The sequence below is a fragment of the Actinomadura litoris genome (assembly GCF_009733595.1).
GTDB classification, from domain to species: Bacteria; Actinomycetota; Actinomycetes; order Streptosporangiales; family Streptosporangiaceae; genus Spirillospora; species Spirillospora litoris.
In genome coordinates this window covers 414,066-439,969 of the sequence record NZ_WOFH01000005.1, presented here as the reverse complement: position 1 = coordinate 439,969, position 25,904 = coordinate 414,066, and the positions used below count along the sequence as shown (strand labels likewise).

At 72.1% G+C, this 25,904-nt stretch carries 23 protein-coding genes and 1 riboswitch; of the genes, 15 read left to right on the top strand and 8 right to left on the bottom strand.

All coding sequences use genetic code 11. The annotated features are described in order from the left end of the window. The first annotated feature begins 156 nt into the window (after nucleotides 1-156). The 9 genes from GNZ18_RS16760 to GNZ18_RS16720 all read left to right on the top strand — a co-directional run bounded on the left by GNZ18_RS16760 (nucleotide 157) and on the right by GNZ18_RS16720 (nucleotide 12,199). Nucleotides 157-1,425: a glycosyltransferase family 2 protein gene (locus GNZ18_RS16760; protein WP_156217375.1), complete on the top strand. Its 1,269-nt coding sequence runs from the start codon at nucleotides 157-159 to the stop codon at nucleotides 1,423-1,425. A 79-nt stretch (nucleotides 1,426-1,504) separates the two neighbouring features. Then, nucleotides 1,505-3,718: a right-handed parallel beta-helix repeat-containing protein gene (locus tag GNZ18_RS43185; protein ID WP_173390787.1), complete on the top strand. Its 2,214-nt coding sequence runs from the start codon at nucleotides 1,505-1,507 to the stop codon at nucleotides 3,716-3,718. Nucleotide 3,719: 1 nt separating this feature from the next. Further along, nucleotides 3,720-5,753 (top strand): right-handed parallel beta-helix repeat-containing protein, encoded by a 2,034-nt coding sequence (locus GNZ18_RS16750; RefSeq protein ID WP_156217373.1) that lies wholly within the window; start codon nucleotides 3,720-3,722, stop codon nucleotides 5,751-5,753. Continuing rightward, nucleotides 5,750-6,919, top strand: coding sequence for a right-handed parallel beta-helix repeat-containing protein (locus GNZ18_RS16745; RefSeq protein WP_156217372.1), 1,170 nt, complete (start codon nucleotides 5,750-5,752; stop codon nucleotides 6,917-6,919). The genes GNZ18_RS16750 and GNZ18_RS16745 overlap by 4 nt, the downstream gene beginning before the upstream one ends. 48 nt (nucleotides 6,920-6,967) lie before the next feature. Next, nucleotides 6,968-8,299, top strand: coding sequence for a UDP-glucose dehydrogenase family protein (locus GNZ18_RS16740; protein WP_156217371.1), 1,332 nt, complete (start codon nucleotides 6,968-6,970; stop codon nucleotides 8,297-8,299). A 233-nt stretch (nucleotides 8,300-8,532) separates the two neighbouring features. Then, nucleotides 8,533-8,598, top strand: a riboswitch (guanidine-III (ykkC-III) riboswitch). A 31-nt stretch (nucleotides 8,599-8,629) separates the two neighbouring features. Further along, nucleotides 8,630-8,953: a DMT family transporter gene (locus GNZ18_RS16735; protein WP_156217370.1), complete on the top strand. Its 324-nt coding sequence runs from the start codon at nucleotides 8,630-8,632 to the stop codon at nucleotides 8,951-8,953. A 116-nt stretch (nucleotides 8,954-9,069) separates the two neighbouring features. Further along, nucleotides 9,070-9,855, top strand: coding sequence for a sporulation protein (locus tag GNZ18_RS16730; protein ID WP_156217369.1), 786 nt, complete (start codon nucleotides 9,070-9,072; stop codon nucleotides 9,853-9,855). 72 nt (nucleotides 9,856-9,927) lie between these two features. Then, nucleotides 9,928-11,388: a hypothetical protein gene (locus GNZ18_RS16725; protein WP_312874569.1), complete on the top strand. Its 1,461-nt coding sequence runs from the start codon at nucleotides 9,928-9,930 to the stop codon at nucleotides 11,386-11,388. 64 nt (nucleotides 11,389-11,452) lie between these two features. Continuing rightward, a complete protein-coding gene (locus tag GNZ18_RS16720) occupies nucleotides 11,453-12,199 on the top strand; it encodes an SDR family oxidoreductase (protein ID WP_156217368.1) in 747 nt (248 codons plus the stop codon). Here GNZ18_RS16720 and GNZ18_RS16715 read toward each other — a convergent pair. After that, the gene (locus tag GNZ18_RS16715) at nucleotides 12,138-12,779 is read right to left on the bottom strand and encodes a rhomboid family intramembrane serine protease (protein WP_156217367.1); all 642 of its coding nucleotides are present in this window, start codon (nucleotides 12,777-12,779) and stop codon (nucleotides 12,138-12,140) included. The two genes, GNZ18_RS16720 and GNZ18_RS16715, sit on opposite strands and share 62 nt — an antisense overlap. Nucleotides 12,780-12,840: 61 nt before the next feature. Continuing rightward, complete coding sequence (locus tag GNZ18_RS16710; RefSeq protein ID WP_156217366.1) at nucleotides 12,841-13,170, bottom strand: WhiB family transcriptional regulator; 330 nt, start codon at nucleotides 13,168-13,170, stop codon at nucleotides 12,841-12,843. Nucleotides 13,171-13,321: 151 nt separating this feature from the next. Here GNZ18_RS16710 and GNZ18_RS16705 point away from each other — a divergent pair, with 151 nt between their 5' ends. Continuing rightward, nucleotides 13,322-13,774, top strand: a complete 453-nt coding sequence (locus tag GNZ18_RS16705; protein WP_214616568.1) for a GNAT family N-acetyltransferase — start codon at nucleotides 13,322-13,324, stop codon at nucleotides 13,772-13,774. Between the two features lie 260 nt (nucleotides 13,775-14,034). Then, nucleotides 14,035-15,534 carry a CYTH and CHAD domain-containing protein gene (locus tag GNZ18_RS16700; protein ID WP_173390786.1) on the top strand — a complete coding sequence of 500 codons (1,500 nt, stop codon included), beginning with the start codon at nucleotides 14,035-14,037 and terminating at the stop codon, nucleotides 15,532-15,534. Here GNZ18_RS16700 and GNZ18_RS16695 read toward each other — a convergent pair. Together GNZ18_RS16695 and GNZ18_RS16690 are read right to left on the bottom strand one after the other, a co-directional pair. Then, nucleotides 15,500-16,396, bottom strand: coding sequence for an NUDIX hydrolase (locus GNZ18_RS16695; protein WP_156217364.1), 897 nt, complete (start codon nucleotides 16,394-16,396; stop codon nucleotides 15,500-15,502). The genes GNZ18_RS16700 and GNZ18_RS16695 overlap by 35 nt on opposite strands. Beyond that, entirely contained in the window at nucleotides 16,389-18,473 is a 2,085-nt protein-coding gene (locus GNZ18_RS16690) for an RNA degradosome polyphosphate kinase (RefSeq protein ID WP_156217363.1), read from the bottom strand. Before GNZ18_RS16690 ends, GNZ18_RS16695 begins: the two co-directional genes overlap by 8 nt. Nucleotides 18,474-18,845: 372 nt before the next feature. Between GNZ18_RS16690 and GNZ18_RS16685 the strand changes: the two genes are divergently transcribed. Then, entirely contained in the window at nucleotides 18,846-20,438 is a 1,593-nt protein-coding gene (locus GNZ18_RS16685) for a pentapeptide repeat-containing protein (RefSeq protein ID WP_173390785.1), read from the top strand. A gap of 57 nt (nucleotides 20,439-20,495) precedes the next feature. Next, complete coding sequence (locus tag GNZ18_RS16680) at nucleotides 20,496-20,843, top strand: hypothetical protein (RefSeq protein WP_156217361.1); 348 nt, start codon at nucleotides 20,496-20,498, stop codon at nucleotides 20,841-20,843. Nucleotides 20,844-20,934: 91 nt separating this feature from the next. On the opposite strand, the gene GNZ18_RS16675 is transcribed toward GNZ18_RS16680, so the two are convergent. Both GNZ18_RS16675 and GNZ18_RS16670 read right to left on the bottom strand, forming a co-directional pair. Further along, nucleotides 20,935-22,095 (bottom strand): CU044_5270 family protein, encoded by a 1,161-nt coding sequence (locus GNZ18_RS16675; protein WP_156217360.1) that lies wholly within the window; start codon nucleotides 22,093-22,095, stop codon nucleotides 20,935-20,937. After that, a complete protein-coding gene (locus GNZ18_RS16670) occupies nucleotides 22,092-22,730 on the bottom strand; it encodes an RNA polymerase sigma factor (protein ID WP_308165802.1) in 639 nt (212 codons plus the stop codon). Before GNZ18_RS16670 ends, GNZ18_RS16675 begins: the two co-directional genes overlap by 4 nt. 281 nt (nucleotides 22,731-23,011) lie before the next feature. Here GNZ18_RS16670 and GNZ18_RS16665 point away from each other — a divergent pair, with 281 nt between their 5' ends. Together GNZ18_RS16665 and GNZ18_RS16660 are read left to right on the top strand one after the other, a co-directional pair. Further along, nucleotides 23,012-23,857: a protein-sorting L,D-transpeptidase LdtCP gene (locus GNZ18_RS16665; RefSeq protein WP_246249891.1), complete on the top strand. Its 846-nt coding sequence runs from the start codon at nucleotides 23,012-23,014 to the stop codon at nucleotides 23,855-23,857. 49 nt (nucleotides 23,858-23,906) lie between these two features. After that, nucleotides 23,907-24,602: a choice-of-anchor P domain-containing protein gene (locus tag GNZ18_RS16660; protein ID WP_246249890.1), complete on the top strand. Its 696-nt coding sequence runs from the start codon at nucleotides 23,907-23,909 to the stop codon at nucleotides 24,600-24,602. 87 nt (nucleotides 24,603-24,689) lie between these two features. On the opposite strand, the gene GNZ18_RS16655 is transcribed toward GNZ18_RS16660, so the two are convergent. Then, a complete protein-coding gene (locus GNZ18_RS16655; RefSeq protein ID WP_156217359.1) occupies nucleotides 24,690-25,130 on the bottom strand; it encodes an ATP-binding protein in 441 nt (146 codons plus the stop codon). 338 nt (nucleotides 25,131-25,468) lie between these two features. Further along, nucleotides 25,469-25,852: a hypothetical protein gene (locus tag GNZ18_RS16650; protein ID WP_156217358.1), complete on the bottom strand. Its 384-nt coding sequence runs from the start codon at nucleotides 25,850-25,852 to the stop codon at nucleotides 25,469-25,471. Nucleotides 25,853-25,904 lie beyond the last annotated feature (52 nt).

The window sequence follows — 25,904 nt, the reverse complement described above, 5'->3', positions numbered from 1 at the left end:
TATCGCGCCTGACCCCTCTGACCTGGTGATCTTGGATGGCCGAATATGGAAATAACGGTCCAACCACCGCTCCGGCGCATCTAACTATGTGGTGGTGCGGGGGTCACCTGAGGCGGATGTTCTCCCCCGTGAGAACACGGGAGAGGGAGGACCGAGTTGTCATCTGTCACGGGGTGGCTGAGCGACGCCTGGGATTCGATCTCGGCGGCGACGGCCGGGGGCGACTGGAGGAAGTTCGTCCCGCTGGGCTTCGCGGGGCTGCTGGTGTGGGGGCTCTGGCTCTACCGCGTCGTGCTGTCCCGCCTGGACAGGCCGGTGGTCAACAACTTCCGGACGACGGTGTCGGTGGTCGTCCCGTCCTACCGGGAGGACCCGGAGATCCTGGTCCGCTGCCTGGAGAGCTGGCTGGCCCAGGACCCGAGCGAGGTCATCATCGTCATCGACGTCGGGGACACCGAGGGGCACCGCAGGCTCGCCGAGGTCGCCGACCCCCGGCTCCAGGTGCTGGTGTACGAGCACTCCGGCAAGCGCTCGGCGCTCGGCGTCGGCATCCGCGCCGCGCGGGGCGAGATCGTGGTGTTCGCCGACTCCGACACCTGGTGGCAGCCGGGGCTGCTGGACGCGGTGCAGATGCCCTTCGAGGACCCGCAGGTCGGCGGCGTCGGCACGCAGCAGAACGTCTACCAGCGCGAGACCAGCGTATGGCGCCGCATCGCCGACTGGCTGGTCAACCTGCGCTACTACGACTACGTCCCGGCGATGGGCTCCAAGGGCGGCGTCGCGTGCCTGTCCGGGCGGACCGCCGCCTACCGCCGCTCGGTGATCCAGCCGGTGGTCGAGAACCTGGAGAACGAGTTCTTCCTCGGACGCCGCTGCATCGCCGGTGACGACGGGCGGCTGACCTGGCTGACGCTGTCGCAGGGGTACAAGACCGTGCACCAGTCGTCGGCGCGCGCGATCTCGATGTTCCCCGACTCCTTCCGCGCGTTCTTCAAGCAGCGGATCCGCTGGAGCCGCAACTCCTACCGCTGCTACCTCACGGCCCTGTGGAAGGGCTGGCTGTGGAAGACGCCGTTCGTCACCAAGGTCACCGTCCTGCAGATCCTGCTGACCCCGGTCACCATGGGCGTGACGCTCGGCTACCTGATCTTCAGCCGGATCCTGGACAACCTGCACCCGCTCGGCATCTCGCTGGCGATCGGCTGGGTGCTGTTCGGACGCGGCGTCCGCGGCTACTCGCACCTGCGCCGCCACCCCGGCGAGATCCTGCTGCTGCCGCTGACCGCGCTGGTCATCATCATGATCTCGCTGCCGATCAAGCTGTACGCGTTCGCGACGATGAACAAGCAGGGCTGGCTGACCCGCACGTCCGACCAGGTCGGCGGCGCCGGGCAGAGCGCCAGTTCGCTCCAGGGAGTGGGCTGAGATGGACCGGACGCCGAGGCTCCCCGGCGTACTAAGCGACACCTTCCGAATAACCCGAGGCCGGACACGCATGTTCCGCATGGCGCGCACACCTCGCACCACGCGCACGTCCCGCACGACACGCACGCTCCGCACGGCCGGGCGGCGGGCCTTCCGCGCCGGGCTGGTGGCGGCCTTCGGGCTCGTCCCGGCCGTGCTCCTGCCGGTCCAGCACCTGCCGCGCGCCCACGCCGACACCCCCGCCGACGCCGCGCGCCAGGCCGCGCTCGTCGACCAGGAGGACCAGCGGATCATGCAGACGCGGTCGGTGCTGACCGCGATCCTGCAGATCGGCGGGCAGGCGACCGCGCAGTGGAAGCGGCCGCAGATCTTCGGCTCCAGCCAGGGCAAGACGCTCGTCCTGCCCGCGGTGAACACCGGCAAGCCGTACACCGTGGAGGACCTGCGCCGCTACGGCGGCCGCTACTTCCAGCGGCTCCCGGACGGCTCGTACCTGCTCGGCATCCACGTGTTCGTCGCGGACGGCGCGGGGCTGCTGCTCCAGAACCCCTCCGGCGGCCCGCTGGTCATCCGGATGGGCAGCACGGGCGGCGCGTTCAGCTCGATCGTCAGCTTCGGCGGCAACATCCGGATCGAGGGCAACGCCCGCTACCCGGCGCGGATCTTCAGCTGGGACCCGCGGACCCGCAGGCCCGACACCAACGTCGCCGACGGGCGCGCCTACCTGCGCGCGGTCGGCGGCGAGTTCCGGATGAAGTACGCGCACGTGTCGCAGCTCGGCTTCTGGAGCGGGCGGACCGGCGGCATCGCGCTCACCGGCACCGACCGTCCGGCGAGCGCCGCCAAGCACCTCAACAAGGAGCAGCGGCACGCCAACAAGAAGAAGCGGCTGGAGCAGCAGCGCAAGGGCGGCTCCGGCGGCGGCCCCGGCGACATCGAGATCGAGCGTCCGGGCGGCACCGCGACGCACGTCCCGGCGGCCGACCTGGTCACCGGGTCGATCGACCACAGCACGATCATCGGGGACGCGTTCGGGCTGTTCGTGTCGGGCTCCAACCAGACGCAGGTCACCAACAACAAGATCATGAACAGCCTGGTGCACGGGCTCGTCATGCACCGCTTCGCCAAGAACGCCACGATCGAGAACACGATCGTGACCGGCAGCAAGGGCGACGGGTTCGTGCTGTCGCGGGCGACGGAGAAGGTGCGCGTCACCAACTGCCGCTCGGAGAACAACGGGCACAACGGCTTCACCGTCAACGGCCAGGCGCTCGCGGACGGCCCCTCGGCCTCCGGCGAGTCGCTGGAGAGCTTCGGCGACAGCTCGATCAACAACAGCCTGGCCCGCAACAACGGCCACTACGGCATCGAGCTGCTCGGCGGCGACAAGCTGTCGGTGCAGAACAGCCAGGTCATCGGCGGGGACATGGGCATCGTGGTCCGGTCGGCGGCGACCCAGGTGCAGGTGTCGGGCAACCGCCTGTCGGGGCAGATCCGGCAGGGCATCTCGCTGCGCGACGGGGTGCGGGACGCGAGCCTCGCCGGCAACACCGTGGACGGCGCGCGCACCGGCATCTACCTGCGCGGCTCGTCGGGGACGCTGGTCGGCAACGTCATCAAGGGCGCTACCTCGCACGGCATCACGCTGGTCGGGAACGCGGGCGGCTCGGAGATCCGCGACAACCACCTGAGCGGCTCGGGGACGAGCGCGGTCAGCACGTCCCGGGCGCACGGCGGCATCGAGAAGTCGGGCAACGACACCGGCGGATGGAACGACACCGCGTCCCTGTGGATGAAGGCGCAGCGGTACATGACGCCGCTGAACATCATCTGGACGTGCGTGCTCCTCATGGTCATCATCACGATGATCCGGGCCCGCACCGGCGGGCTGCGGATCGGGCGCCGCGGCACCCACCCCTACGTGCTCCAGCAGCCGATGGAACTGCGTCCGGTGTGGAGGCTCCCGCGCATGCCGCGTCCGGGCCCCCGCCAGGCACCGGCCCAGGGGCCCGCGCAGGCACCGGCACCCGCGCACGCGCAGGGCCCCGGCCAGCAACACGGCCAGGGACACGTGCAGGGGCAGGCCCTGGGGCAGCCGGCGCGTCCGGCACCGGCGATGGCGGGCGCCGCGCACCCGCCGGCGCCCCACCCGGCGCCGCCTTCCGCGCCGCCGCAGGGAGTGCCGCTCGCGGCGCCGCATCCTCCGATGCCCCAGCCGCACGCGGCGCCGCCCGCCCCACCGCACCCGGCCCCGTGGCCGGGCGCCGCGCGGCCGGAACCAGGAGGCGCCTGACATGAACGGACCCGATCCGAACGTCACCCGGCCGACCCCGATCCCGATCCCGGCCCGGCGGCCCCCGGCCCGCCACAGCGCGTCGGCGCAGGCCAAGCCGCCCGTGCCCGTGCCCGCGCCCTCCCCCGCTCCGGCCCCGCCCAAGAAGAAGCAGGGCCGGATGGGCAAGGTCGTCACGACCCTGCTGGTGCTCGGGCTCGCGGGCGGCGGCGCCTACGCCTACCGCGTCTACATCGCCGACGACTCCGGCATGCCCGACGTCAACGACGTGTCCGCCGAGTCGGCCAAGCAGCAGGCCACGCTGGTCGACCAGGAGGACATGCGGATCATGCAGATCCGCGCCAAGCAGGAGTCCGACCTCGCGGGCGGCGGGGCGGCGGCAGCGGCGGCGCGCGTCCCGCGCGTGCTCGCGTCCGCGAACGGCCGGACGCTGATGCTGCCGCAGCGGCGCCAGCCCTACTACGTCGCCGAGCTGGCGAAGCTCGCCGGGCAGGACTTCCAGAAGCAGAGCGACGGGTCCTACCTGCTCGGCGTGAACATCATGGTCGCGGCGGGCGGCAAGCTGATCCTGCAGAGCTCGACCGGCCCGCTGACGATCCGGATGCGCAGCATCCCGGGCCAGTTCACCTCGATCGTCAGCGCGGGCGGGACGGTGCGGATCAACGGCTCGGCGCAGAACCCCGTCCGGTTCTCCAGCTGGAACGACAGCAAGCGCGTGCCCGACACGCAGGTCTCCGACGGCCGCGCCTACATCCGCGCGATCGGCGGCCAGTTCGACATGAAGTACACGCAGGTCTCCGACCTCGGCTTCTGGAGCGGGCGGACCGGCGGCGTCGCGCTGACCGGCTCGGACCGCCCCGACTCGGCGGCCGAGCCCGCCGGGACGCCGGGCCCGCAGCGCGCGGTGCGGCTGCCGAACGGCACCAACGAGGGGACGCGCGGCAACCGCGAGGAGGTCGAGGTCACCCCCGCCGGCGGGCGCGGCGGCGGCACGTTCTACGTCCCGGCCGCCAACCTCGTCAGCGGCGCGATCGAGCAGTCCTCGTTCACCGGCGACGCCTACGGCCTGTTCGTCACCGCGTCCAACCAGACGCGGATCGCGAGCAACACGATCAAGGACAGCCTGGTGCACGGCGTCGTGCTGCACCGCTTCGCCAAGAACGCCACGATCGAGAACACCACGGTCAGCGGCAGCCGGGGCGACGGGTTCGTGCTGTCGCGCGGCACCGAGGGCGTCCGGGTGACGCACTGCACGTCCGAGAAGAACGGCGGCAACGGGTTCACGCTGAACGGGCAGCCGCTCGCCGACGGGCCGTCCGCGTCCGGTGAGGCGATCACGCCGTTCGGCGGCAACCTGATCAGCAGCAGCGTGATCCGGAACAACCGCCGCTACGGGGTCGAGCTGCTCGGCGGCGACAACGTCACCGTGCAGACCAGCCAGATCATCGGCGGCGACATGGGGATCGTCATGCGCGCCCAGGCCACCCGCGTGCAGATCACCGGCAACCAGGTGAGGAACGCGAAGCGGCAGGGGATCGTGCTGCGCGACGGCGCCCGCGGCGGCACCGTGTCGGGCAACGTGATCGTCGGCGGGAAGACGGCCCTGTACGTCCGGGACGCGAGCAGCCTGATCTCGGGCAACACCGTCCAGTCGGCGCACCGGCACGGCCTCACCTTGCGCGGTAACGTCACCGGCACCACGATCAGAGGGAACACGATCAGCGGCGCGGGGACGAGCGTCATGGACGTCGACCGCGCCACCGGCAAGTTCGCCGAGACCGGCAACAACACGTCGGGATGGCACAAGACGGCCGGCTTCTGGACGTGGGTCAAGCGCGTCTTCAAGCCGATGAACATCATCTGGGCGGGCGTGTTCCTGCTCGTCGCGGTGTCCATGTTCCGCTCCCGGGGCGACGGGATGCGCATCGGACGCCGCGGAGCCCACCCGTACGAGCGGCAGACCAAGCTGGAGGAGCGTCCCGTCCGGCTGCTGCGCCGCGTAGTTGACGACACCGAGGGAGTGGTCCGCCGATGACGGCGAGGATCGACATCAAGTTCGTGCTGGGCCTGCTGGTCGGCGCGGTCGTGGTCGGCGGTCTGGTGTTCCTGGTCACGGGCCTGGGCGGGGACGACGGCGATTCGAAGAAGACGGCCGGGTCAGAGCAGGTGAGCCCCGCGCCGACCGGGGGCGGGGACGAGGGGGACGGCGGGAACGTGGACGGCGGCGGCGACAAGGGCGACGACGAGGGGTCGGGCGGCGGCGCGCCGAAGGGCGAGCCGCTCAGCACCCCCGTCCCCGACGGCCCCGGCAAGATCGAGTGCCCGCGCCCGACCAAGACCGTCAGCGACGCCAAGGGCCTCCAGCAGGCGCTCCAGGGCGCCGGTCCGGGCGATGTCATCAAGATGAACCCGGGCACCTACCAGGGCAAGTTCGTCGCCACGGCGTCCGGCACCCCGCAGAAGCCGATCTACCTCTGCGGGACCGAGGAGTCGGTCATCGACGGCGGCGGCATCAAGAAGGGCTACGCGCTGCACCTGAACAAGGCGTCCTACTGGCGGCTGGTCGGCTTCTCGGTCCAGAACAGCCAGAAGGGCGTGATGGCCGACACCACCAAGGGCTCGGTCATCCAGGGCCTGAACGTGCACGACATCGGTGACGAGGGCATCCACCTGCGCAACTTCTCCACCGGCAACACCGTCCAGTACAACAAGGTCTACAACACCGGGCTGCGCCGCGAGAAGTTCGGCGAGGGCGTCTACCTCGGCACCGCGCAGTCGAACTGGGAGTCGGTCACCGGCGGCCGGATGGACAACAGCGACGGCAACATCGTGCGGGGCAACCTGATCCGCGCCACCGCCGAGGCGATCGACATCAAGGAAGGCACCAGCGGCGGCAAGATCCTCAACAACGTCTTCGACGGCTCGAAGACGGGCGGGGACAAGCACAACGACTCGTGGGTCGACGTCAAGGGCAACGGCTACCTGATCGAGGGGAACAAGGGGACCAAGACCCCCCTCGACGGCTTCCAGACCCACGAGATCGTGGACGGCTGGGGACGCGGCAACACGTTCCGGAACAACATCATCAACCTCGCGGGCGGGGGCGGGGTCGGCATCAACGACACCACGGGCGGCAACACGATCGGCTGCGGCAACAAGGTCACCGGCGGCAAGCTGACGAAGAAGGGCACCTGCTCCTAGCAGGGGAACGTCCGTCAACCACCCGACATGAAACAAGGAGAAGCGCGAATGAACGCGACGGAGTCCCCACGGCTCACCGTCATCGGCACCGGCTACCTCGGTGCCACGCACGCCATCTGCATGGCGGTACTCGGCTTCGACGTCCTCGGCGTGGACGTCGACGAGCGCAAGATCGCCAAACTGGCGTCCGGCGAGGTGCCGTTCTTCGAGCCGGGGCTGCCCGAGCTGCTCACGAAGGCGCTGGAGTCGGGGCGGCTGCGCTTCACCACCTCCTTCGAGGAGGCCGGGAAGTTCGGCGACGTGCACTTCCTGTGCGTCGGCACCCCGCAGCGGCCGGGCTCCGACGCCGCCGACCTGACCTACGTGGACGCCGCCGTGCAGGCCCTCGCGCCGCACCTGGACCGGCGCGTGCTGGTCGTCGGCAAGTCCACCGTCCCGGTCGGGACGGCCCAGCGGCTCACCGGCGTGCTGCACGAGCTCGCCCCGGCGGGCGACGAGGTGGAGCTGGCGTGGAACCCCGAGTTCCTGCGCGAGGGCTTCGCGGTCGACGACACGATGCGTCCCGACCGGCTCGTGTTCGGCGTCGCCTCCGACTGGGCGGACGAGCGGCTGCGCGCCGCGTTCCAGCCGATCCTCGACATCGGCACCCCGGTCGTGCGCACCGACCTCGCCACCGCCGAGCTGGTCAAGGTCGCCGCGAACTCCTTCCTCGCCACCAAGATCTCCTACATCAACGCGATGGCGGAGGTCTGCGAGGCGGTCGGCGCCGACGTCAGCGACCTGGCCGACTCGCTCGCGCTGGACGACCGGATCGGCGGCAAGTTCCTGCGCCCCGGCCTCGGCTTCGGCGGCGGCTGCCTGCCGAAGGACATCCGCGCGTTCGCGCACCGCGCCGAGGAGATCGGCGTCGGCCAGGCCGTGTCGTTCCTCCGCGAGGTGGACGACATCAACCGCCGCCGCCGCGCCCGCACCGTCGACCTCGTCCGCGAGCTGCTCGGCGGCCAGATCTCCGGCCGCCGGATCGCCGCCTGGGGCGCCGCGTTCAAGCCGAACTCCGACGACATCCGCGACGCGCCCGCGCTGGACGTCGCGCGCACCATGCACGGGCTCGGCGGCCACGTCCGCGTCTACGACCCGGCCGCGCTCGACAACGCCCGCCGCGCCTACCCCGAGCTGCGCTACGGCGACAACGCGCTGGACGCCGCCGAGGACGCCGACGTCGTCGTCCTGCTGACCGAGTGGGCCGACTTCCGCGAGATCGAGCCGGACGCGCTCGCCAAGGTCGTCCGGCACAAGCGCATCGTGGACGGCCGCCACGCCCTGGACCCGGCCCGCTGGCGCGCCGCCGGCTGGGAGTACCGCGCCCTCGGCAGAGCTTAGAGAAGTCCCGGCCCACGACCCTCGCCTAGCCGGCTCGGGCCGTGACCGTGCCTTTGCGAGCGCGGAATCGCTTCGCGATCTTCCCGGTGGGGCCCCGCCTCCGGCGTCGGCCCCACCGGTCGGCTACGCGCCCGCGTGGCGGCTGAGGTCGCTTGCGAACACGCCCGGGGGCCGCGGCGAGTCGTCGCGGCCCTTCGGGGAACACCCGGGGGATCGGGGGCGTTGTCGCTGGGTGAGGGCCCCTTCCGGGGTCCTCCCGGACGAGGTGCGCCGTACCCGGTGGGCGAAGACGACGCGTGACCGTGCCGTCTCACCGTCCGGGAGTGACCAATGGCTTGGATCCTCGTCATCGTCGCGGGCCTGTTCGAGGTCGCGATGGCCCTGTGCCTGAAGGGCAGCCGGGGCTTCACCCAGCTCTGGCCGTCGCTCGGCTTCCTCGTCTTCGCCGTCACCAGCTTCGGCCTGCTCAACCTCGCGCTGAAGGACCTGGAGGTCGGCACCGCCTACGCCGTCTGGGTAGGCATCGGCGCCGTCGGAACGGCCGCGCTCGGCATGCTGGTGCTGGGCGACGACGTCTCCGCCGTCAAGATCGGCGCGCTGGCACTGATCATCGTCGGCGTCATCGGCCTGAACCTCGCGGGCGGCGCGCACTGATCGACCCGAAGTGGCCAACGAACCTGCTAAATCGCAGGTCAACCACCCTTGATGGAACGTACCCTCCCGTAAGGGCGTCTATGGGACGAGAGAGCTCGTACACGGAGGGGTGGACCTTGGTCTTCAAGAAGCTGCGTCAGGCGATGGGCATCGGCGGGCCGTCGATCGAGACCGTCCTGCACGACCCGAACACCATGCCGGGCTCGGTCGTGACGGGTGAGATCACCATCATCGGCGGCCAGTTCAACTCCGACATCACGTCGGTGAACCTGGCGCTGCGCACCCGGGTCGAGGTCGAGTCGGGCGACAACGAGTACACCTCCAACCTGGAGTACGCCAAGACACCCGTCGCGGGGAACTTCAGGCTGGAGGAGGGCGCGCGGCACAGCGTCCCGTTCCAGTTCCCCATCCCGTGGGAGGCGCCGCTCACCCACATGTACGGGCAGCCGCTGCGCGGCACCACGGTCGGGATCGCGACGGAGCTGGAGGTCGCGGGCGCGCTCGACCCGGGCGACCTCGACCCGATCGCCGTCCACCCGCTGCCCGCGCAGGAGCGCATCCTGGCCGCGTTCTCCAACCTCGGCTTCCACTTCCGCAACGCCGACTGCGAGAAGGGCCGCATCTGGGGCGTCCACCAGGAGCTGCCGTTCTACCAGGAGATCGAGTTCACGCCGCCCCACCAGTACGCGCGCGGCATCAACCAGCTCGAAGTGACGTTCGTGTCCTACCCGCAGTCGATGGAGGTCGTCCTCGAACTCGACAAGCGCGGCGGCATCCTGTCCGAGGGCCACGACGCGTTCAGCCGCTTCACCGTGGACTACGCGAGCGTCCACGGCACCGACTGGGAGCGCCAGCTCGGCGGCTTCCTCGACGAGGCGTCCCGCCGCCGCGGCTTCTTCTGATTCCTGGGGGGACCTCAGCGCGGTCCTCTCCGGCTTGATCACGGAGGGGACCGCCCCGTAGAAAGGGTGACCGTGCCCCAGCCCCCCGGACTCAACGACGCCGAACGCCGCCTGTGGGCCGCGTTCCCCTCCGGCGACACGGTCGTGCTCGGCGACGACCGCCCGGCCGGGCCGCTGCCCGACCGGATCGTCCGCGCGGAGACCATCACCCGGCTGCTGCTCGGCGCGGGCGAGACGCGGGCCGGCGCGGTGTCGGCGGTCCGGCTGCGCGGCGCCTACGTCATCGGGAGGCTCGACGTCTCGGGCGGGACGGTCGAGCACGAGCTGCGGCTGGAGCGGTGCCGCCTCGTCGAGGAGCCCGACCTCTCCAACGCCAAGACGCGGCAGCTCCGGCTCTCCGACTGCCGGATGCCGGGGTTCGACGGCGGCGGCCTCCAGGTCGACGGCTACCTCAGCCTGTCGGGCTCGACGGTGGACGGCGAGGTGCGGCTCCCGCGCGCGCAGATCAGCGGCGGCCTGCGGATGAACCGGATGACGATCACCGCGTCCGAGCCGGACAAGTGGGCGGTGTTCAGCGGCGCCCTCGTCGTCGACGCCGGCACGTTCATCCAGGACTCGCACATCACCGGCGGCGTCCGGCTCGTCGGCGCCCGCATGAACGGCGGGCTGTTCATGCAGGGCACGACCCTCGACAACCCCGGCCGGATCGCGCTGGACGCGCTGAACATGATCGTCGAGGATGCCGCCGAGTTCAGCCGGGACTTCGTCGCGCGCGGCACCCTCCGGCTGCGCAGCGCGCGGGTCAACGGCATCCTGTCGTTCTCCCGGGGCGTCCTGGACTCGGGCGATCCCGCCCGGATGGCCCTGCACGGCAGCCACATGCAGGTGGACGAGCTGCTCCTGTGGCCGCTGGAGAAGATCCAGGGGCGGGTGTCGCTGTCCTACTCCCGCATCAACCTGATCATGGACAGCCCCGACACCTGGCCCGACGAGCTGTACCTGAACGGCCTCACCTACGAGACGCTGCGCTTCAACGGCACGTTCAAGGACCGGCTGAGCTGGGTGTCCCGCGACCCCGAGTTCCACCTCCAGCCCTACGAGCAGCTCGCCGCCTGGTACCACGGCGTCGGGTCGGACGACCTGGCCCGCAAGGTCCAACTGGCCAAGATGCGCGCCCGCCGCCGGCGCCTGCACCTGGTCGGGCGGGCGTGGAACCACCTTCTGGACTGGACGGTCGGCTACGGTTTCCGCCCCTGGCTGGCCTTCGCGTGGTTCGGCTTCCTGCTCGCGGTCGGCACCACCGTGTTCTCGGCCGACCCACCCAAACCGATCAAGCCGCCGGACGAGCGGCCCGTCTTCCACTCCCTCGTCTACAGCCTCGACCTGCTGATCCCCCTGGACACCTTCGGGCAGCAGCAGGCGTTCGACGCGATGGGCTGGTCCCGCTGGGTCGCCTACACGCTGGTCGCGACCGGCTGGGTGCTGGCGACCGCGTTGATCGCCGGGGTCACCCGGGTGCTGCGTCCGAACTGATCCGCGCCGCGGAGCGTCCACCCGGTTAGGCGGGCGAGTCGAAGATCCACGAGAATGGGGCGCCATGGGCACGTATCTCATCACGGGGGCGACCGGCGGCATCGGCACCGCGGTCGCGGAACTGCTGCGCGAGCGCGGCCACGACCTGGTCCTGACCGGCCGCTCACCCGACCGGCTGGACAAGCTCGCCGCGACGCTGCGGACCGGCGCGCACGCCTCGACCCAGGTCATCGACCCGAAGGCGCCGCGCGTCGGCCCCTCCACCCGGACGATCCGGACCATCCCGCTCGACCTCACCGAGCCGCGCCGCATCGAGGCGGCCCTGGCCCTGGACGACCTCCCGCCCCGGCTGGACGGGCTCGTCCACGCGGCGGGGGTCGTCCACCTGTCGCCGGTCGCCGACCTGGAGGCGGACGAGTGGATCGACCACCTGTCGGTCAACCTCGTCTCGGCCGCCGAGCTGACCCGGCTGCTGCTGCCCGCGCTGCGCGCCGCGCAGGGGCACGTCGTCTTCGTCAACTCCACGGCGGGCCTGCGCGCCAACCCCGAATGGGCCGCCTACGCCGCGAGCAAGTTCGGCCTGCGCGCCCTGGCCGACTCCCTGCGCGCGGAGGAGCCGTCCCTGCGCGTCACGACCGTCTATCCGGGCCGCACGGCCACGGAGATGCAGCGCAGCGTCCGCGCCCAGGAGGGCCACCCCTACGCCGAGGACGACTTCGCCGCCCCGTCCACGGTGGCGCGCGTGCTCGTCAGCGCCCTGGAGACGCCCCGTGACGCGGTGGTGTCGGACGTGACCGTCCGTCCGAGCTAGCGCCGCGGCGCAGGAACCACGCGCCGAGCACACCGCCGATCAGCCCGAACAGGTGGCCCTGCCACGAGATGGCGGGGTCATCGGGGATCACGCCGACGAGCATCGTCCCGTAGACGGCGACGACGCCGACCGCGATCACGATGTCGGCGAGCCGCCGCTCGAACAGCCCGCGCCCCACCAGGTAGCCGAAGAACCCGAAGATCAGGATGCTGGACCCGAGCGTGTTCGCCGGGCTCGTGAACCACACCCCGAGCCCGCCCACCACGATGACGATCAGGCTCGACACCAGGAACTTCGCGATCCCCCTGACCGCCGCCAGGAACCCGAGCACGAGGAACGGCACCGTGTTGCCCATCATGTGCCCGATCCCCGCGTGCACGAACGGCGCGGTGAAGATGTCGGGCAGGTCGCCGACGTCGCGCGGCTGGATCCCGAGCCGGTCGAGCCGGTCGTGGTCGACGTAGACGTCGAACAGCTCCACCACCCACATCAGCGCGGTGATGCCACCGACCAGCAGGGCCGCCGAAAGGGCCCGCGCGCCGGCCTGGACGAGCCCTTCTGACCGCTGGGAATCGCTCATGGAGGCCACCGTAACTCTGGACGCCGTCACCCGGACAACGTCCCGGCCACCGGAAAGGTGCCTAGGCGGCGGACGCGTGCTCCGGCTCGGAGGCGTCCCCGCGGACCACGATCACCGGCAGCCGCCTGCGCTCGGGCGCGTCGGCCGTCCGCCTCAGATAGCGCCGCTCCTCCGGGGTCGTCCCGCCCCAGATCCCGTCGGGCTCCCCGACCCGCAGCGCCCACGCGAGGCACTCGGCCGCGACCGGGCAGTTCGAGCAGATCGCCTTCGCCGCGTCCTCCTGCTCACGCAGGACGAGCGCGGAGTAGCCGATCGGGAAGAAGAGGTCGGGATCGGCCCCACGGCAGATGGCGTGGTCGGTCCAGTGTTCCTCGTTCTCATCGCTGTGCATGGATTCTCCCCCTGCGGCGGCCTGCGGCCACCGGCAGACACACGGGTGGTCGTCCACCCAACGTAGTACTACGAGCCGTAGTACTACAAGTCATCGCGAACTTCGCAACCTAACGGCCGGATAACCTGTGGATGTGCAGCGTGACCAAGAAGTGACCTTCCGCGAGGCGACGCTGGACGATCTGCCCCAGATCGTCCGACTACTGGCCGACGATCCCCTCGGCGCCGCCCGCGAAACACCCGACGCCGAAGCGGCTTACATCGCCGCCTTCACCGCCATAACGGACGACCCCAACAACACCCTGGTCGTCGCCGAGATCGCGGGCCAGGTCGCTGGAACGCTCCAACTCACGTTCATCCCCGGCCTTACCTACACGGGCCGCGAACGGGCCCAGATCGAGGGCGTCCGCGTCGCCGCCGACCACCGCGGCCGGGGCGTGGGCCAGGCCCTCATCACCTGGGCCATCACCCGGGCCCGCACCCGGGGCTGCCGGGTGGTCCAACTCACCACCGACCGCCAACGCCCCGACGCGATCCGCTTCTACCAGCAAATAGGCTTCCGCCCGTCCCACATGGGCATGAAATACCACCTCACGGACGGCTGACGAAGGGGCCCGTCGGACTCGACGCCTCCGGGGTGAGCACGATGTGTCTTCCGTTGCCCGGGTCGGGCGCCCACGTGGGGAGATGCTCGTCACGCCGCGGGGCCGGGGCGAGGTCGCTTTACCTGCGCCGGTTCGGGGGATTTTCAGGTCAAGGCGACTCTTGGGCCGACATTCGGGTTTCTGTATCTGTTCACCTTGGCGTGGAATGCTGGCCATCTGGGTGTGCTCGTCGCCGTTGGAACCCCGTGGAGGAGCAGATCGTGGCCTTGAAGCATCTGGAGATCGAGCACAAGTTCGACGCCGCCGCCGAGTTCGTCCTGCCCGAGCTGGACGGGCTGCCGGGGGTGGCGTCGGTGGGCGAGCCGGTGACGTACGAGCTGCACGCGAGCTACTTCGACACCGAGGATCTGCGGCTGGCCGCGCAGGGGATCACGTTGCGGCGCAGGAGGGGCGGGACGGACGCCGGGTGGCACCTGAAGATGCCGGTGGGGCCCGACAGCAAGCAGGAGCTGCGGGCGGCGCTCGGGCGGCCGCGGGTGGTCCCGGTGCGGCTGGCGGGTCTGGTGGCGGCGCACACGCGGGGGGCGGCGCTGGACCAGGTGGCGACGCTGGACACCGAGCGGACGGTCGTCCGGCTGTACGGCGAGGACGGGACGATGCTCGTCGAGGTGGCCGACGACCTCGTGACCGGGCAGGACGCGCGGGGCGGCGCGCCCCGGCAGTGGCGCGAGGTCGAGGTCGAGCTCGGGGACGGGGCGCCCGAGCTGCTGAAGGCGGTGGGGAAGCGGCTGCGCAAGTCGGGTGCCAAGCGGGCGGCGTCGTCGTCGAAGCTGGGGCGGCTGCTGGACGGGGCGGTCGTCCCGTCGGAGGCGAAGGCCGCGCGGGCGGAGACGCGGGCGCGGCTGGTGGCGCTGACCACGAACGGCAAGGCTCCCGCGGTGACGACCGGGGACGCGGTGATGGGCTATCTCGCGGCGCAGGTCGAGGCGGTGTTCGAGTACGACCCGAAGGCGCGGGTCGGGGAGGACGACGCCGTCCACCGGATGCGGGTGGCGGTGCGCAGGATCCGCAGCACGCTGAAGAGCTACCGGCCGGTCCTGAACGTGGACGGCTCGCTCGGCGAGGAGCTGAAGTGGCTCGCGGCGGTGCTCGGGGAGGTCCGCGACCTGGAGGTGCTGCGGATGCGCTTCCAGGAGCGGCTGGACGGCGCGGCGTCCGGGTGGATGGAGGAGCTGGCCCGGCGGGAGCGGGGCGCGTACCGGCGGCTGAACGCGAGCCTGAAGGAGCCCCGGTACTTCGCGCTGCTGGAGACGCTGGAGGAACTGGTCGCGCATCCGCCGCTGGGCCGGGCGGCGGAGAAGAAGGCGCGCAAGGAGCTGCCCGTCCTGGTGACGAAGGCGTGGGAGCGGATGGCGAAGGACTACGCGTCCATCGCGGTCGCCGAGGACGAGGACGTCGCGCGGCACGACACGCGCAAGGCGGCCAAGCGCGCGCGCTACGCGGCCGAGGTCGCGGTGCCCGTGCTGGGCGTGGCGGCCCGGCGGGTCGTCAAGGACGCCAAGCGCATCCAGGAGGTGCTGGGCGAGCACCAGGACGGCGTCATTGCCATGCAGCACCTCGAAGAGGCCGCGCGGCGCGCGCGGGCGGTGGCCGACGCGTTCGCCCTGGGCGTCCTGTACGGGGCGGAGCGGTGTGACGCGGAGGCGGCGCGGGACCGCCTCGCCGTCACCTGGTCGCAGACGCTCGGCCCGTCCTTCTGAGCGGCGTGTGACGCTCCAGCGAGGCGATCGTTGACCCGTCCAGGTGGACGACCCAGAACTCGCTCTTGCGCAGTCCTGGGTCGTCCGGGGGGTTCTCGCCCAGTTCCTTGCACAGGCCCGTGACGAGATCGGAGACGACCTCGCCGTGCGTGCACAGGACGGTGGGGAGCCCCTCGGCGACGATCTCCAGCACGCGCTCCATCGCGCGGTCCGCGTCGGTCTCGCCGACCGTGAACGCCGCGTCGGTGGTGATCGGCGTCCGGACGAGCCGCGCGTAGGGCAGCACGGTCTCCACGCAGCGCGCGGTCGCCGAGCTGAGCGGCCGGGACGGCCCGTAGGCGTGCAGCAGCGCCGCCAGCTCGGACGCCTCGGCGCGGCCCTTCCCGTCCAGCGGACGCAGTTCGTCGGGCTCGTGCCAGGCGTGCTTCTCCCCGGCGGAGCCGTGCCGCAGGATCACCAGCGGCCACGTGGTCAGGGGCCCGCGCAGGAAGTCGTGCAGCAGGTCGACGTCGTGCCGGTAGCTGAGCCTCGCCTCGGCCTCGGCGGCGGGGAGCCAGACGAGCCGGTCGACCTCGTCGTTCACCGCGAACGCGCTCTCGCCCACGCCGCGCGCCGACCAGTAGTCGACCTGCTTGGGCCGCCCGTCGACCGGATATCGGACGGTGGGCAGCCGGCGGCCGAGGCGGGCGGGCACCCCGGTCTCCTCCTCGATCTCCCGGACGGCGGCGCGCAGCACGTGCTCGCCCTTGTCGACCTTGCCCTTGGGGAACGACCAGTCGTCGTAGCGGGGGCGGTGGATCACCGCGAACTCCGGGCCGTCCCGCCAGAGCACCGCTCCCGCCGCGTGGACGGGCTCAGCCATCGACGGTCCTCCACCGGCGGCTGCGGACCAGGTGGGTCTGGATGTCCAGCAGGGCCTCGCCGGGCGGCGCCGTGGCGCGCGTCCAGGTGCCGTCGCCGGCCAGCGTCCACGCCTGGGTGCCGTCGTCCATCGCGGTGTCGAGGAGCGTGAGCAGCTCCTCGCGCTGGGCGCGGTCGTTGACCGAGACGAGGGCCTCGACGCGGCGGTCGAGGTTGCGGTGCATCAGGTCGGCGCTGCCGAGCCACACCTCGGGCTCGCCGCCGTTCTCGAACGCGAACACCCGCGAGTGCTCCAGGAACCGGCCGAGGACGCTGCGCACCTTGATCGTCTCCGACAGGCCGGGGACGCCGGGACGCAGCGCGCAGATGCCGCGCACCCAGACCTCCACCGGCACGCCCTCCTGGGACGCCCGGTACAGCGCGTCGATCACGACCTCGTCCACGAGCGAGTTGCACTTGATCCGGATCCGCGCGGCGTGCCCGGCGCGGTGGTTCTCGATCTCGTGCTCGATCCGCTGGACGAGCCCGGACCGCAGGCTGTTCGGCGCGACCAGCAGCCGGTGGTAGGAGTTCTGCCGCGAGTAGCCGGTGAGGTGGTTGAACAGGGCGCTGACGTCCTCGCCGACCTCGGGGTTCGCGGTGAGCAGGCCGAAGTCCTCGTACAGCCGGGCGGTCTTCGGGTGGTAGTTGCCGGTGCCGATGTGGCAGTAGCGGCGCAGGGTGCCGTCGGCGTCCTGCCGGACGATCAGCGCGATCTTGCAGTGCGTCTTCAGCCCGACGAAGCCGTAGACCACGTGGCAGCCCGCCGTCTCCAGCTTGCGCGCCCAGGCGATGTTGGCGCGCTCGTCGAAGCGGGCCTTCAGTTCGACGACCACGACGACCTGCTTACCCGCCTCGGCCGCGTTCATGAGCGCGTCCACGATCGGGGAGTCGCCGCTGGTGCGGTAGAGCGTCTGCTTGATCGCCAGGACGCGCTTGTCGGCGGCGGCGTCCTCGATCAGCCGCTGGACGCTCGTGGTGAACGAGTCGTAGGGGTGGTGGACGAGCACGTCCCGCTCACGGATGGCCGTGAAGATGCTCACATCCTCCGGCAGCGCCACCTTGGAGGGGACGAAAGGGACGTACTTCAGCTCCGGGCGGTCCAGGTCCGCGATCGCGGCGAGGCCGCCGAGGTCGAGCGGGCCGCCGACCCGGTAGATCTGCGAGTCGTGCACCTGGAGCTCCTCGGTGAGCAGCTCCAGCACGCCGTCGGAGATCGACTCCTCGACCTCCAGCCGGACGACGGGGCCGAACCTGCGGCGCAGCAGCTCGCGCTCCAGCGCCTGGAGGAGGCCCTCGCTGATGTCGTCGTCGATCTCCAGGTCCTGGTTGCGGGTGACGCGGAACGCGTGGTGCTCGACGACCTCCATGCCGATGAACAGCTGACCGAGGTGCGCGGCGATCACGTCCTCCAGCGGCGTGAACCGGTCGGCCGACGCCTCGATGAAGCGCGGCAGCAGCGGCGGCACCTTGACCCGGGCGAACATCGTCGCGTCCGTCTCCGGATCGCGGACGATCACGGCGAGGTTCAGCGAGAGGCCCGAGATGTAGGGGAAGGGGTGCGCGGAGTCGACGACCAGCGGCGTCAGGACGGGGTAGATCCGGTCCCGGAACAGGCGCCGCAGCCGCTCCTGCTCGGTCTCGGCCAGCTCGTCCCAGCGCAGGATGTCGATGCCCTCCTTGCCGAGGGCGGGACGGATCTCGTTGCGGAAGGCGGCGGCGTGCCGCAGCATCAGCTCGTGGGCGACCCCTGCGGTACGTTCCAGCACCTCGCGGGGCTGGCGGCCGCTCGCGGACTGGACGGCCAGGCCGGTCGCCATGCGCCGCGCGAGCCCGGCGACCCGCACCATGAAGAACTCGTCCAGGTTGCTCGCGAAGATCGACAGGAACCGCACGCGCTCCAGCAGCGGCAGCGCGGGATCCTCGGCGAGCTCCAGGACCCGCTGGTTGAACCTGAGCCAGCTCTCCTCACGGTCGAGGAAGCGATCATCGGGCAGCGCCTCATCGCTATGTGGCAGATGTCCTGGATTGACTGTCATGTCCGTAATTTTCCCCGACCAAGATGAACGGCAGTCGAACTCGGTTGATGTCGTCGATTTTCCGAAGTATCAGACACGTGGATCATGCCCCGGGTTCCCGCTGATCACTCCGCGTTCGGGGCAACCGGTGATCCACATCTCGGCGGGCGCGGAGGCGTGTCCGCTACGCCCCGTACGCCCGGTGTGGCGAAAATAACGGACCGTGTCGGGTTACTGCAAAGGGAGTATCGACCTGTCCACATGGAGACCTTCCCGTCGGAAGGTGACATCGGTAGAACGAGAAAGGTGACTTCCCACGAGTCTTCGCAGCCGCCCCTGACCACCGTGCTCTGGCCGCGGTGCACGGCCGTGCACGGGTGCACCGGGCGCGCCGTGGAACGTCTCGGGGGCTGTCCCGCGCACCTGCGGCCGGACGAGTTCGACCGGTTCGTCGCGGGCCTGCGTCCCGGGGCCGACCTCGACCTGCGCGGCGTCACCGTCCCGGCGTGGCTGCTCGACGCCCTCCTGGACGCCCTCACCGGACCCGACGGGCGGCCCCACATCGGCCGGACGCGCTTCGACGGCGCCGTCCTGCCCGCCCACGCCGTCCTGCACGGAGCCTGCGTCGAGGGCGACAGCTCGTTCGACGGCGCCTGCTTCCTCGGCGGCGCGTCCTTCTACGACGCGCGGTTCTTCGGGAACGTCTCCTTCCGGGGGGCGCGCTTCGGCGGGAACGCCTCCTTCCACGCGGCCCGCTTCCACCGGCACGCCTCCTTCGAGGAGGCCGTCTTCGCCGGGGACGCGCTGTTCGGCGAGGCCGCCTGGCACGCCGACGCGTCCTTCCGGCGGACGGTGTTCATCGGCGCGGCCTGCTTCGACCGCGCCCGCTTCGGCCGCGACGCGGCGATGCAGGCGGCCTGCTTCGGCGCCGCCGTGTCGTTCAAGCGCGTGCACGTGGCCCGGCACGCGCGCTTCGAGCGCGCCCGCTTCCGGCACGGCGCCTGGCTCGGGCCGCTGGTGGCGGGCGGCCGGATCGGGCTGGCGGACGCGAGCGCGAACGGCGGCCTGCGCGTCCACGCGGCGGCGCGGCAGGTGAGCGCGCGGGGGGCGACCGTCCACGGGGCGGCCGACTTCCGGCTCCGGCACGCCGAACTCGACCTGGAGGGCGCGGGGGTCGGCGGGACGGTCACCGTCCGGTCGCTGCCGCAGCCGATCCAGGGCGTGGCCGAACCTGTGTGGATCGGTCCACCCACGGTGCGGGTCCTGTCACTGCGCGGCGTCTCCGCGCGCGGCCTCCACCTGGCGGACGTCGACCTCAGCGGCTGCGGGTTCCTCGGCCTGCACCGGCCCGATCTGCTGCGCATCTCCGGCGACTGCCCGTTCGCGACCGTCCCGGCGCGGCACTGGCAGCCGTTCGGCGGTCCGGCCCGCCGGGGCCGCGCCGTCCTCGCCGAGGACCTCGCCCGCCGCGCGGGGGTCGGCGGAGAGCCCGGCCGCGGACACGGCCGCGGTCACGGCCGCCGGCACGGCGCGGCACGCGGGCGCGTCAGGCGCGGGGGCGTGGACGCCGCGCGGCTGGAGGCGCTCTACCGGGAGCTGGCGCGGGCGTCGGCGGGCTGCGGGCAGGCCGCGCTGGCCCGGGACTTCCGCTACGCCGCGCTGGAGCTGCGGCGGCACGGCGACCACGCGCAGTGGCGCCGGCTTACCCTGCACGTCCTGTGGTTGACCAGCGGATACGGCCTGCGGACGAGCCGGATGATGGCCTGGTTCGCGGTGCTCATCGCGCTGCTGTGCTGCGGCGCCACCTACGTGCGGCACGGGAGCCACGAGACGTCGGCGGCGCACACGCCCGCGCTCGACCGGGTGTGCTCCGCCGGCCGCCGGGGGCTGCTGCCGGCCGTCCGGAAGGCGGCATTCGCCGGACGCGGCGCCGCCCCCGGCGCCGTGATTGAGGACGACCGCAACGTTACCGGCTGCCTTCAATAGGGCACGTGAGGAGGCGCCGCCTCTGTTTTGTCAGACCTTTGGGTAATCATTCTTGTTATGAGCAGAGACACCCATCCGGGAGTGCGGTGCCCGCACTGCCAATCCCATCTCGCGCTCGTCCCCGTCCCCCTCCCGACCGCCTCCACGACCCCGACCGTCCTGCCCGCGAACCCCCTGCCCGCCGGTGCCCCCGCCCCGGCGCCGCACGCCGCCGCGATCAAGGAGGAATGGTCGCCCCCTCCGGTCGCGGAGGTTCTCGCGGTTTACGCCGGCCGCGTCAAGGACACCGCCACCGCAATGCGCGGCGCCGCCCGGGTCAGGGAAAGCCTGAACCGCGCCAGGTCCGTCGCCGCGCAGCGCAAGGCCGCCCAGAAAGCCGCCCGCCACACCCCGAAAAGCGCCTGATCACAAGCCGATCACGGCACGCCGCGCGGGGACGGCGCCCGGCCGGTGAGGCCGGGGCACCGCCCCTGCGGCGAAGCCGTCCCGCGGGCGGTCAGCGCGGGACCGTGTTCGTCCATTCCATGGTGATCACGGTGGTGGAGTTCAGCAGCGAACCGGCGGGCGCGCTCTCACCGCCCGACGGCTTCAGCAGCACGTTCTCGTCCGCCAGCGCGTTGCCGTTGGCCCGGTCGATCACGAGCCGGTGCCGCAGGACGCCGCGCGGCGTCTTCTCGTCCATCGCGATCGCGTCGCCGGTGCGGCCCGCCGCGTCCCTCACCTTGCCGATGCCCTCGACGCTCTTCAGCCCCGCCAGCATCCGGAACGCCGCCGCGCGCACCTTCGGGCTGACCGGCAGGCTGGTCACGACGTTCCCGCCGACGCGGTAGAGCCACGCGTCCGCCGACATCGGCACGGACTCGGCCTCGGTGTCGTGGCCCCCGTACCAGCGCATCAGCGTCGCCTTGAGCCGCTTCGGGTCGGCGGGCAGGTCGCGCAGGTCCTTCATCGTCACGTTCCGCCCGAGCCAGAACACCTTGTCGCCGTCGACCAGCGGCATGCTGCTGACCGTCTGCCGGCCCGGCGCCGTCCGCAGCTTCATGCTCTTGTACCGCCCGCCGCCGGGCGTGACGCTCACCTTGACCTCGAACTCGGACGGGGATCCCGCACGCCGCCAGGCCTTCTCGTCCGCCGGGGTCGCGGGCTTCGCGCCGAGCGACTGCTGGCGGCCGTAGGAGCGGCCGCCGGGCTTGCCGGGCGTCCAGCCGTCGTCCTTGTCCGCGGTCACGACCGTGTAGGCGGGGTTCCCGACCCGGTAGAAGCTGTAGGACCTGGTCGCGATGTGCCAGTACGCCCCGGTCCCCTCGGTCTGCCCGTCCAGCTTCTCCGCCGCCGCGAGCAGGACGGTGCGCGCGTCGCCCGGCTGCTCCGGCTCGCCGCCCGCCTGGGAACGCGGGCCGGCCGCGCCGCCGCCCCCGCCCGAGGGCAGGGCCGCCACGACCAGCGCGGCGGCCGCCGCCGCGCCGACCAGCCCGATCCCCCACGCCGGACGGACGAGCCGCCGCCGCGGAGCCGTCCTCTCCGCGCCCGCCGCGTTCCGCGGCGTCGCCATCGCGCGCGCCAGCTCCGCCGCCCGCACGCCCTCCTCGACCCGGACGTCCGGGTCGAGCTCGCCGGGCCGGGCCTCCCGCAGGGTCCTCAGCACGTCGTCACTCATGGCCTCTCCTCACTGATGATCCCGACCGGACGCATTTCAGGCCGAGCCCCATGCTCGGCGGGGTGGCCCGCGGGCCCCGCGGAGCGGGCCGCGCGCTCGGCGGGGCGATCCTCGACCGCCCGGACGAGGCGGCGCCGCGCCCGGTGCAACCGGACCCGCAGCGCCGCCGCCGAGCACCCGACGACCCGCGCCGCCTCGCGCGGCGTGAGCCCCTGCCAGGCGACCAGGATCAAGATCTCCCGGTCGCCCTCCGGCAGCGCGGCCATCGCGCGGAGCACCGCGAGCCGCTCGGCGACGTCCTCCGCGATGTCCCCGGCCGGTCCGGGGTGCGCGGGGTGCCCGCCCCGCCCGGCGTCCGCGCGCTCGGCCCAGCCGCGCAGCTCCGCCGCGAACGCCTCGCGGCGCGCCTCGGCCCGATACCCCTCGCGCAGCACGTTCCGCGCGACGCCGAGCAACCACGGCAGCGCCGGGTCGGGGACGTCGCGGAAGCGGCGCCAGGCGACCGCGAAGGTCTCGCTCACCACCTCGTCCGCGACCTGCCGGCCGGCGCGGCTCACCGCGTACGCCCACACGCGCTGCCGGCACGCGTCGTACATCGCGGTGAAGCGTTCTTCCTCGGAGGCCTCGTCTGCCACCGCCTGCCCCTTCGTCCGTCCAGGTGTGTCCGTCACCAGGTAGTGGCGTGCGAGGATCCATCGTTACCGGACATCTCAGGAAACCTCCCGGCGGGCCCCGGCGACCCGCGCGGCGTCGGGTCTGGAGCCAGGCTCCGCTTTCATCCGCTTTTATCCGCCCGATCCTTTAATTGCCCGGCAAATCAGACCATTAATGTGTTTTGGTGGCGCGGCGAGAATGACCTGGCCTGTTTTTCCGCCATTCCGCGCACAGGCGGCTCCGCGCCACTAATATCCGGCTCATGGCGACCATGAATACCCGGGCGAGACGCGTCCGGACGGCGGGCGCGCTCGCTCCGGCGGCCGCCGCCGTGCTGCTGCTCGGCGGGTGCGGGGGCTCGTCCCCGGGTGAGGCGGCCTCGGGCGAGCCGTCCGCGGGGAGCGGGTTAGGCGGCCAGGCCGGCCCGTCCGCCGACCGGCCCGACGGCGTGAACGCGCCCGCCGCCACCACGTTCGCCACGGTGCCGGGCGCCCCGAAGGACGAGGGCGCGCAGTCCGCCACCGACGGCCTGGTCGTGCACCCCAGCGCGGCGGTGCCCGTCCTCGACCGGCCCGGCGGGCGCACCGTCGCCACGCTGCCGGCCGAGCAGCTCGGCGGCCCGACCTGGGTGCCCGTCGTGGAGACCTCCGGCGGCTGGCGGCGCGTGCTGCTGCCGAGCCGTCCCAACCGGGCGACCGGCTGGATCTCCGCCGCGACCCCGGGGCTGCGGACCGCGCACACGCCCTACACGGTCAGGATCGACCTCGCGCGGCGCAGCCTGACCCTGCTGGAGTCCGCGCGGCCGGTCGGCCGCTGGAAGGTCGCGGTCGGCGGCGCCAGGACCCCGACCCCGCCGGGACGGACGTTCGTCATGGCCTCCCTGGCCCCCGCGAAGCAGACGCCGAGCCCGATCGTCCTGCCGCTCGGCACGCACTCGGCCACCCTGGACACCTTCGGTGGCGGCCCCGGCACCGTCGCCCTGCACGGCTGGCCCGACCGCGCCGTGTTCGGCAGGGCCGTCACGCACGGCTGCGTGCGGGTACCGGCGGACGCGCTGCGCCGCCTCTCCAGCGTCCCGCTCGGGACGCTCGTGCTCATCAACGGCTGACCGGCGCACCGCCGCTCGGCCCCTCCAGTATCTGATCGGAGACACACATATGCGCCACGTCCTGCGACGCCTGACCACGGCCGGGCTGCTGGCCGCCGGGCTCGTCGCCGTTACGAGCCCGGCCATGGCCGCGCCCGCCGAGCACTCCGGCACGGCCCGCGGAGAGGGTTCCGCGTACGGGCTCACCGCGATCGGCGCGGTTCCGCTCGCGCCGGTCCCCGCCGTCTCGTCCCGCTCGGGCGCGGCCAGGAAGAGCCTCCTGCGCGAGGACCGCACCGAGTACGTCCAGGCGTCCGCGCTGGACGTGATGGCCCGGGCCGGGCACGCCAGCTCGTCGGTCGCCCGGCTGAACGTCCCGCCGGCGGGCCTCACCGCGGGCGCGGTCACCGCGACCTGCGACGGCGGACGCGGCGCGACCCACCTGACCGACGCCCTGGTCGCCGGGCGCCGGCTCGACGCGGCGCCGCCGCCCAACACCACGGTCCCGGTCGACGTCGAGGGCGTCGGGCGCACCTCGCTCATCCTCAACAAGCAGCAGCGCATGCGCGACGGCCGCCTCGCCGTCACCGGGATGGAGCTGAACCTGCCGCTGTCCAAGGTCGCCAAGGACTCGACCGTCCGGATCGCCTCCGCCACCTGCGGCCAGGCCGCCGCGCCGCGCCCGCATGCGCACCCGCGCCCGCGTCCCGCCGCCGAGGCTCCCGCGCCGACCCCGGTGAAGCGCGACCTGCCCGTCGCCGGCTGACGCTTTCACGAGGAAACGGCCCGGGGATTCCCCGGGCCGTTTTTTCGCGTGCGTATCGGGCCGCCGGGCGCGGCGGGCCCGCACCGCTCAGCTCGCCAACGATTTCTCGAAATGCACGATCGCCCCGTTCCGCGAGACGCGATCCATGATGTGCACCTCTTCCATAAAGGCGCGGATCAGTTGAAGCCCGCGCCCGCTCTCGGCATGCGGCGGCGCCTGCCGTGCGTCCCACGACGCCTGCCGCGCGTCCTGTGGCGCCCGCGGCTTCTCCCACGACGCCGGTCCCGTTCCGCCTCCGTCGATGACCTCCACCACACAGCGCGCCCCGTCCATGCGCGCGCGGACCTCGTACTCACCCGCCACCGCGTGCTGGATGGCGTTCGCGCACGCCTCACCCAGCGCCAGGGAGATGTCCGCCCTGATGTCGGACGTCACCCCGAGACCGCGGAGGGAGGCGTCGAGCGTGTGCCGTACCAGGGGCGCGCTCTCGGCGTCCCTGGGCAAGGTCATTTCAAGGACGACCTCCATGCGAACCGCCTCCGTTCCTCTAGGAGGCAGATTTCCCATTACCACACGCCGGAAACTTCCGCCACCCCCACCACGTGATACCCGGCAGGTCAGGGGCCTGGTCAACCCTTCGCGATCTTCGCCATCACCTCGGTGCTCCCGCCGCCGAGATCGCTCAACGCGAAGCGTTCCGCACCACGGTCCATTGCCGCCCTGGCGGTGATCATGCACCCCGATCGCGTCGAACACGGCGCGCGCTTCGCGGGCCGCCGGAGGTGCCCCTTGTCCCGGTGGAAGACGGCGTCCGCGCTTCGGTGCGCCGTCACGGCCGTCCCGGCTCTGACCCGCGCGGTCTCGGTTCACGCCCCGTCGTCGACATCCCCCGCCAGGGCGCGGGCGGCGGCCGTCTGATCCTCGTCGAGGCCCTCGTAGCCGGTCTCCCGGTTCTGCTCGGCCTGGTCGTCGATCCACCGGCCGTGCGCCTCCCAGGCGGCCTGCTTGCTGATCCCAAGCGCGGCGCCGATCTGCGACCAGGACGCGCCGGACGCCCGCGCGCTCCGCACCGCGAGCTGGCGCCCGTAGACCGCCTTGCGGGCGATCACCTCCCCGAGCGCCAGCAGTTCCAGCGCCTCGTCCCGGCGCAGCGGCGACTCCCCGACCGCGTCCCGCATCCAGAGGTCGTCGTGGCGGGCCGCAGCCCCGGGCAGCGTGACTTCCTTCTCCAACGCGTCAGCAGTGATCATGCCTCCGAGTCTCAGGGTCAAGACAACCTGACGTCAAGTATCCCTGACGAAG

What these genes read in the sequence shown, in the direction of transcription:
- GNZ18_RS43185 (WP_173390787.1), top strand. Translation starts at nt 1,505, where the DNA reads ATGGCGCGCACACCTCGCACCACGCGCACGTCCCGCACGACACGCACG.
- GNZ18_RS16675 (WP_156217360.1), bottom strand. Translation starts at nt 22,095, where the DNA reads ATGAGTGACGACGTGCTGAGGACCCTGCGGGAGGCCCGGCCCGGCGAG.
- GNZ18_RS16735 (WP_156217370.1), top strand. Translation starts at nt 8,630, where the DNA reads ATGGCTTGGATCCTCGTCATCGTCGCGGGCCTGTTCGAGGTCGCGATG.
- GNZ18_RS16750 (WP_156217373.1), top strand. Translation starts at nt 3,720, where the DNA reads ATGAACGGACCCGATCCGAACGTCACCCGGCCGACCCCGATCCCGATC.
- GNZ18_RS16740 (WP_156217371.1), top strand. Translation starts at nt 6,968, where the DNA reads ATGAACGCGACGGAGTCCCCACGGCTCACCGTCATCGGCACCGGCTAC.
- GNZ18_RS16710 (WP_156217366.1), bottom strand. Translation starts at nt 13,170, where the DNA reads ATGCACAGCGATGAGAACGAGGAACACTGGACCGACCACGCCATCTGC.
- GNZ18_RS16665 (WP_246249891.1), top strand. Translation starts at nt 23,012, where the DNA reads ATGGCGACCATGAATACCCGGGCGAGACGCGTCCGGACGGCGGGCGCG.
- GNZ18_RS16695 (WP_156217364.1), bottom strand. Translation starts at nt 16,396, where the DNA reads ATGGCTGAGCCCGTCCACGCGGCGGGAGCGGTGCTCTGGCGGGACGGC.
- GNZ18_RS16715 (WP_156217367.1), bottom strand. Translation starts at nt 12,779, where the DNA reads ATGAGCGATTCCCAGCGGTCAGAAGGGCTCGTCCAGGCCGGCGCGCGG.
- GNZ18_RS16745 (WP_156217372.1), top strand. Translation starts at nt 5,750, where the DNA reads ATGACGGCGAGGATCGACATCAAGTTCGTGCTGGGCCTGCTGGTCGGC.
- GNZ18_RS16680 (WP_156217361.1), top strand. Translation starts at nt 20,496, where the DNA reads ATGAGCAGAGACACCCATCCGGGAGTGCGGTGCCCGCACTGCCAATCC.
- GNZ18_RS16650 (WP_156217358.1), bottom strand. Translation starts at nt 25,852, where the DNA reads ATGATCACTGCTGACGCGTTGGAGAAGGAAGTCACGCTGCCCGGGGCT.
- GNZ18_RS16720 (WP_156217368.1), top strand. Translation starts at nt 11,453, where the DNA reads ATGGGCACGTATCTCATCACGGGGGCGACCGGCGGCATCGGCACCGCG.
- GNZ18_RS16655 (WP_156217359.1), bottom strand. Translation starts at nt 25,130, where the DNA reads ATGGAGGTCGTCCTTGAAATGACCTTGCCCAGGGACGCCGAGAGCGCG.
- GNZ18_RS16690 (WP_156217363.1), bottom strand. Translation starts at nt 18,473, where the DNA reads ATGACAGTCAATCCAGGACATCTGCCACATAGCGATGAGGCGCTGCCC.
- GNZ18_RS16660 (WP_246249890.1), top strand. Translation starts at nt 23,907, where the DNA reads ATGCGCCACGTCCTGCGACGCCTGACCACGGCCGGGCTGCTGGCCGCC.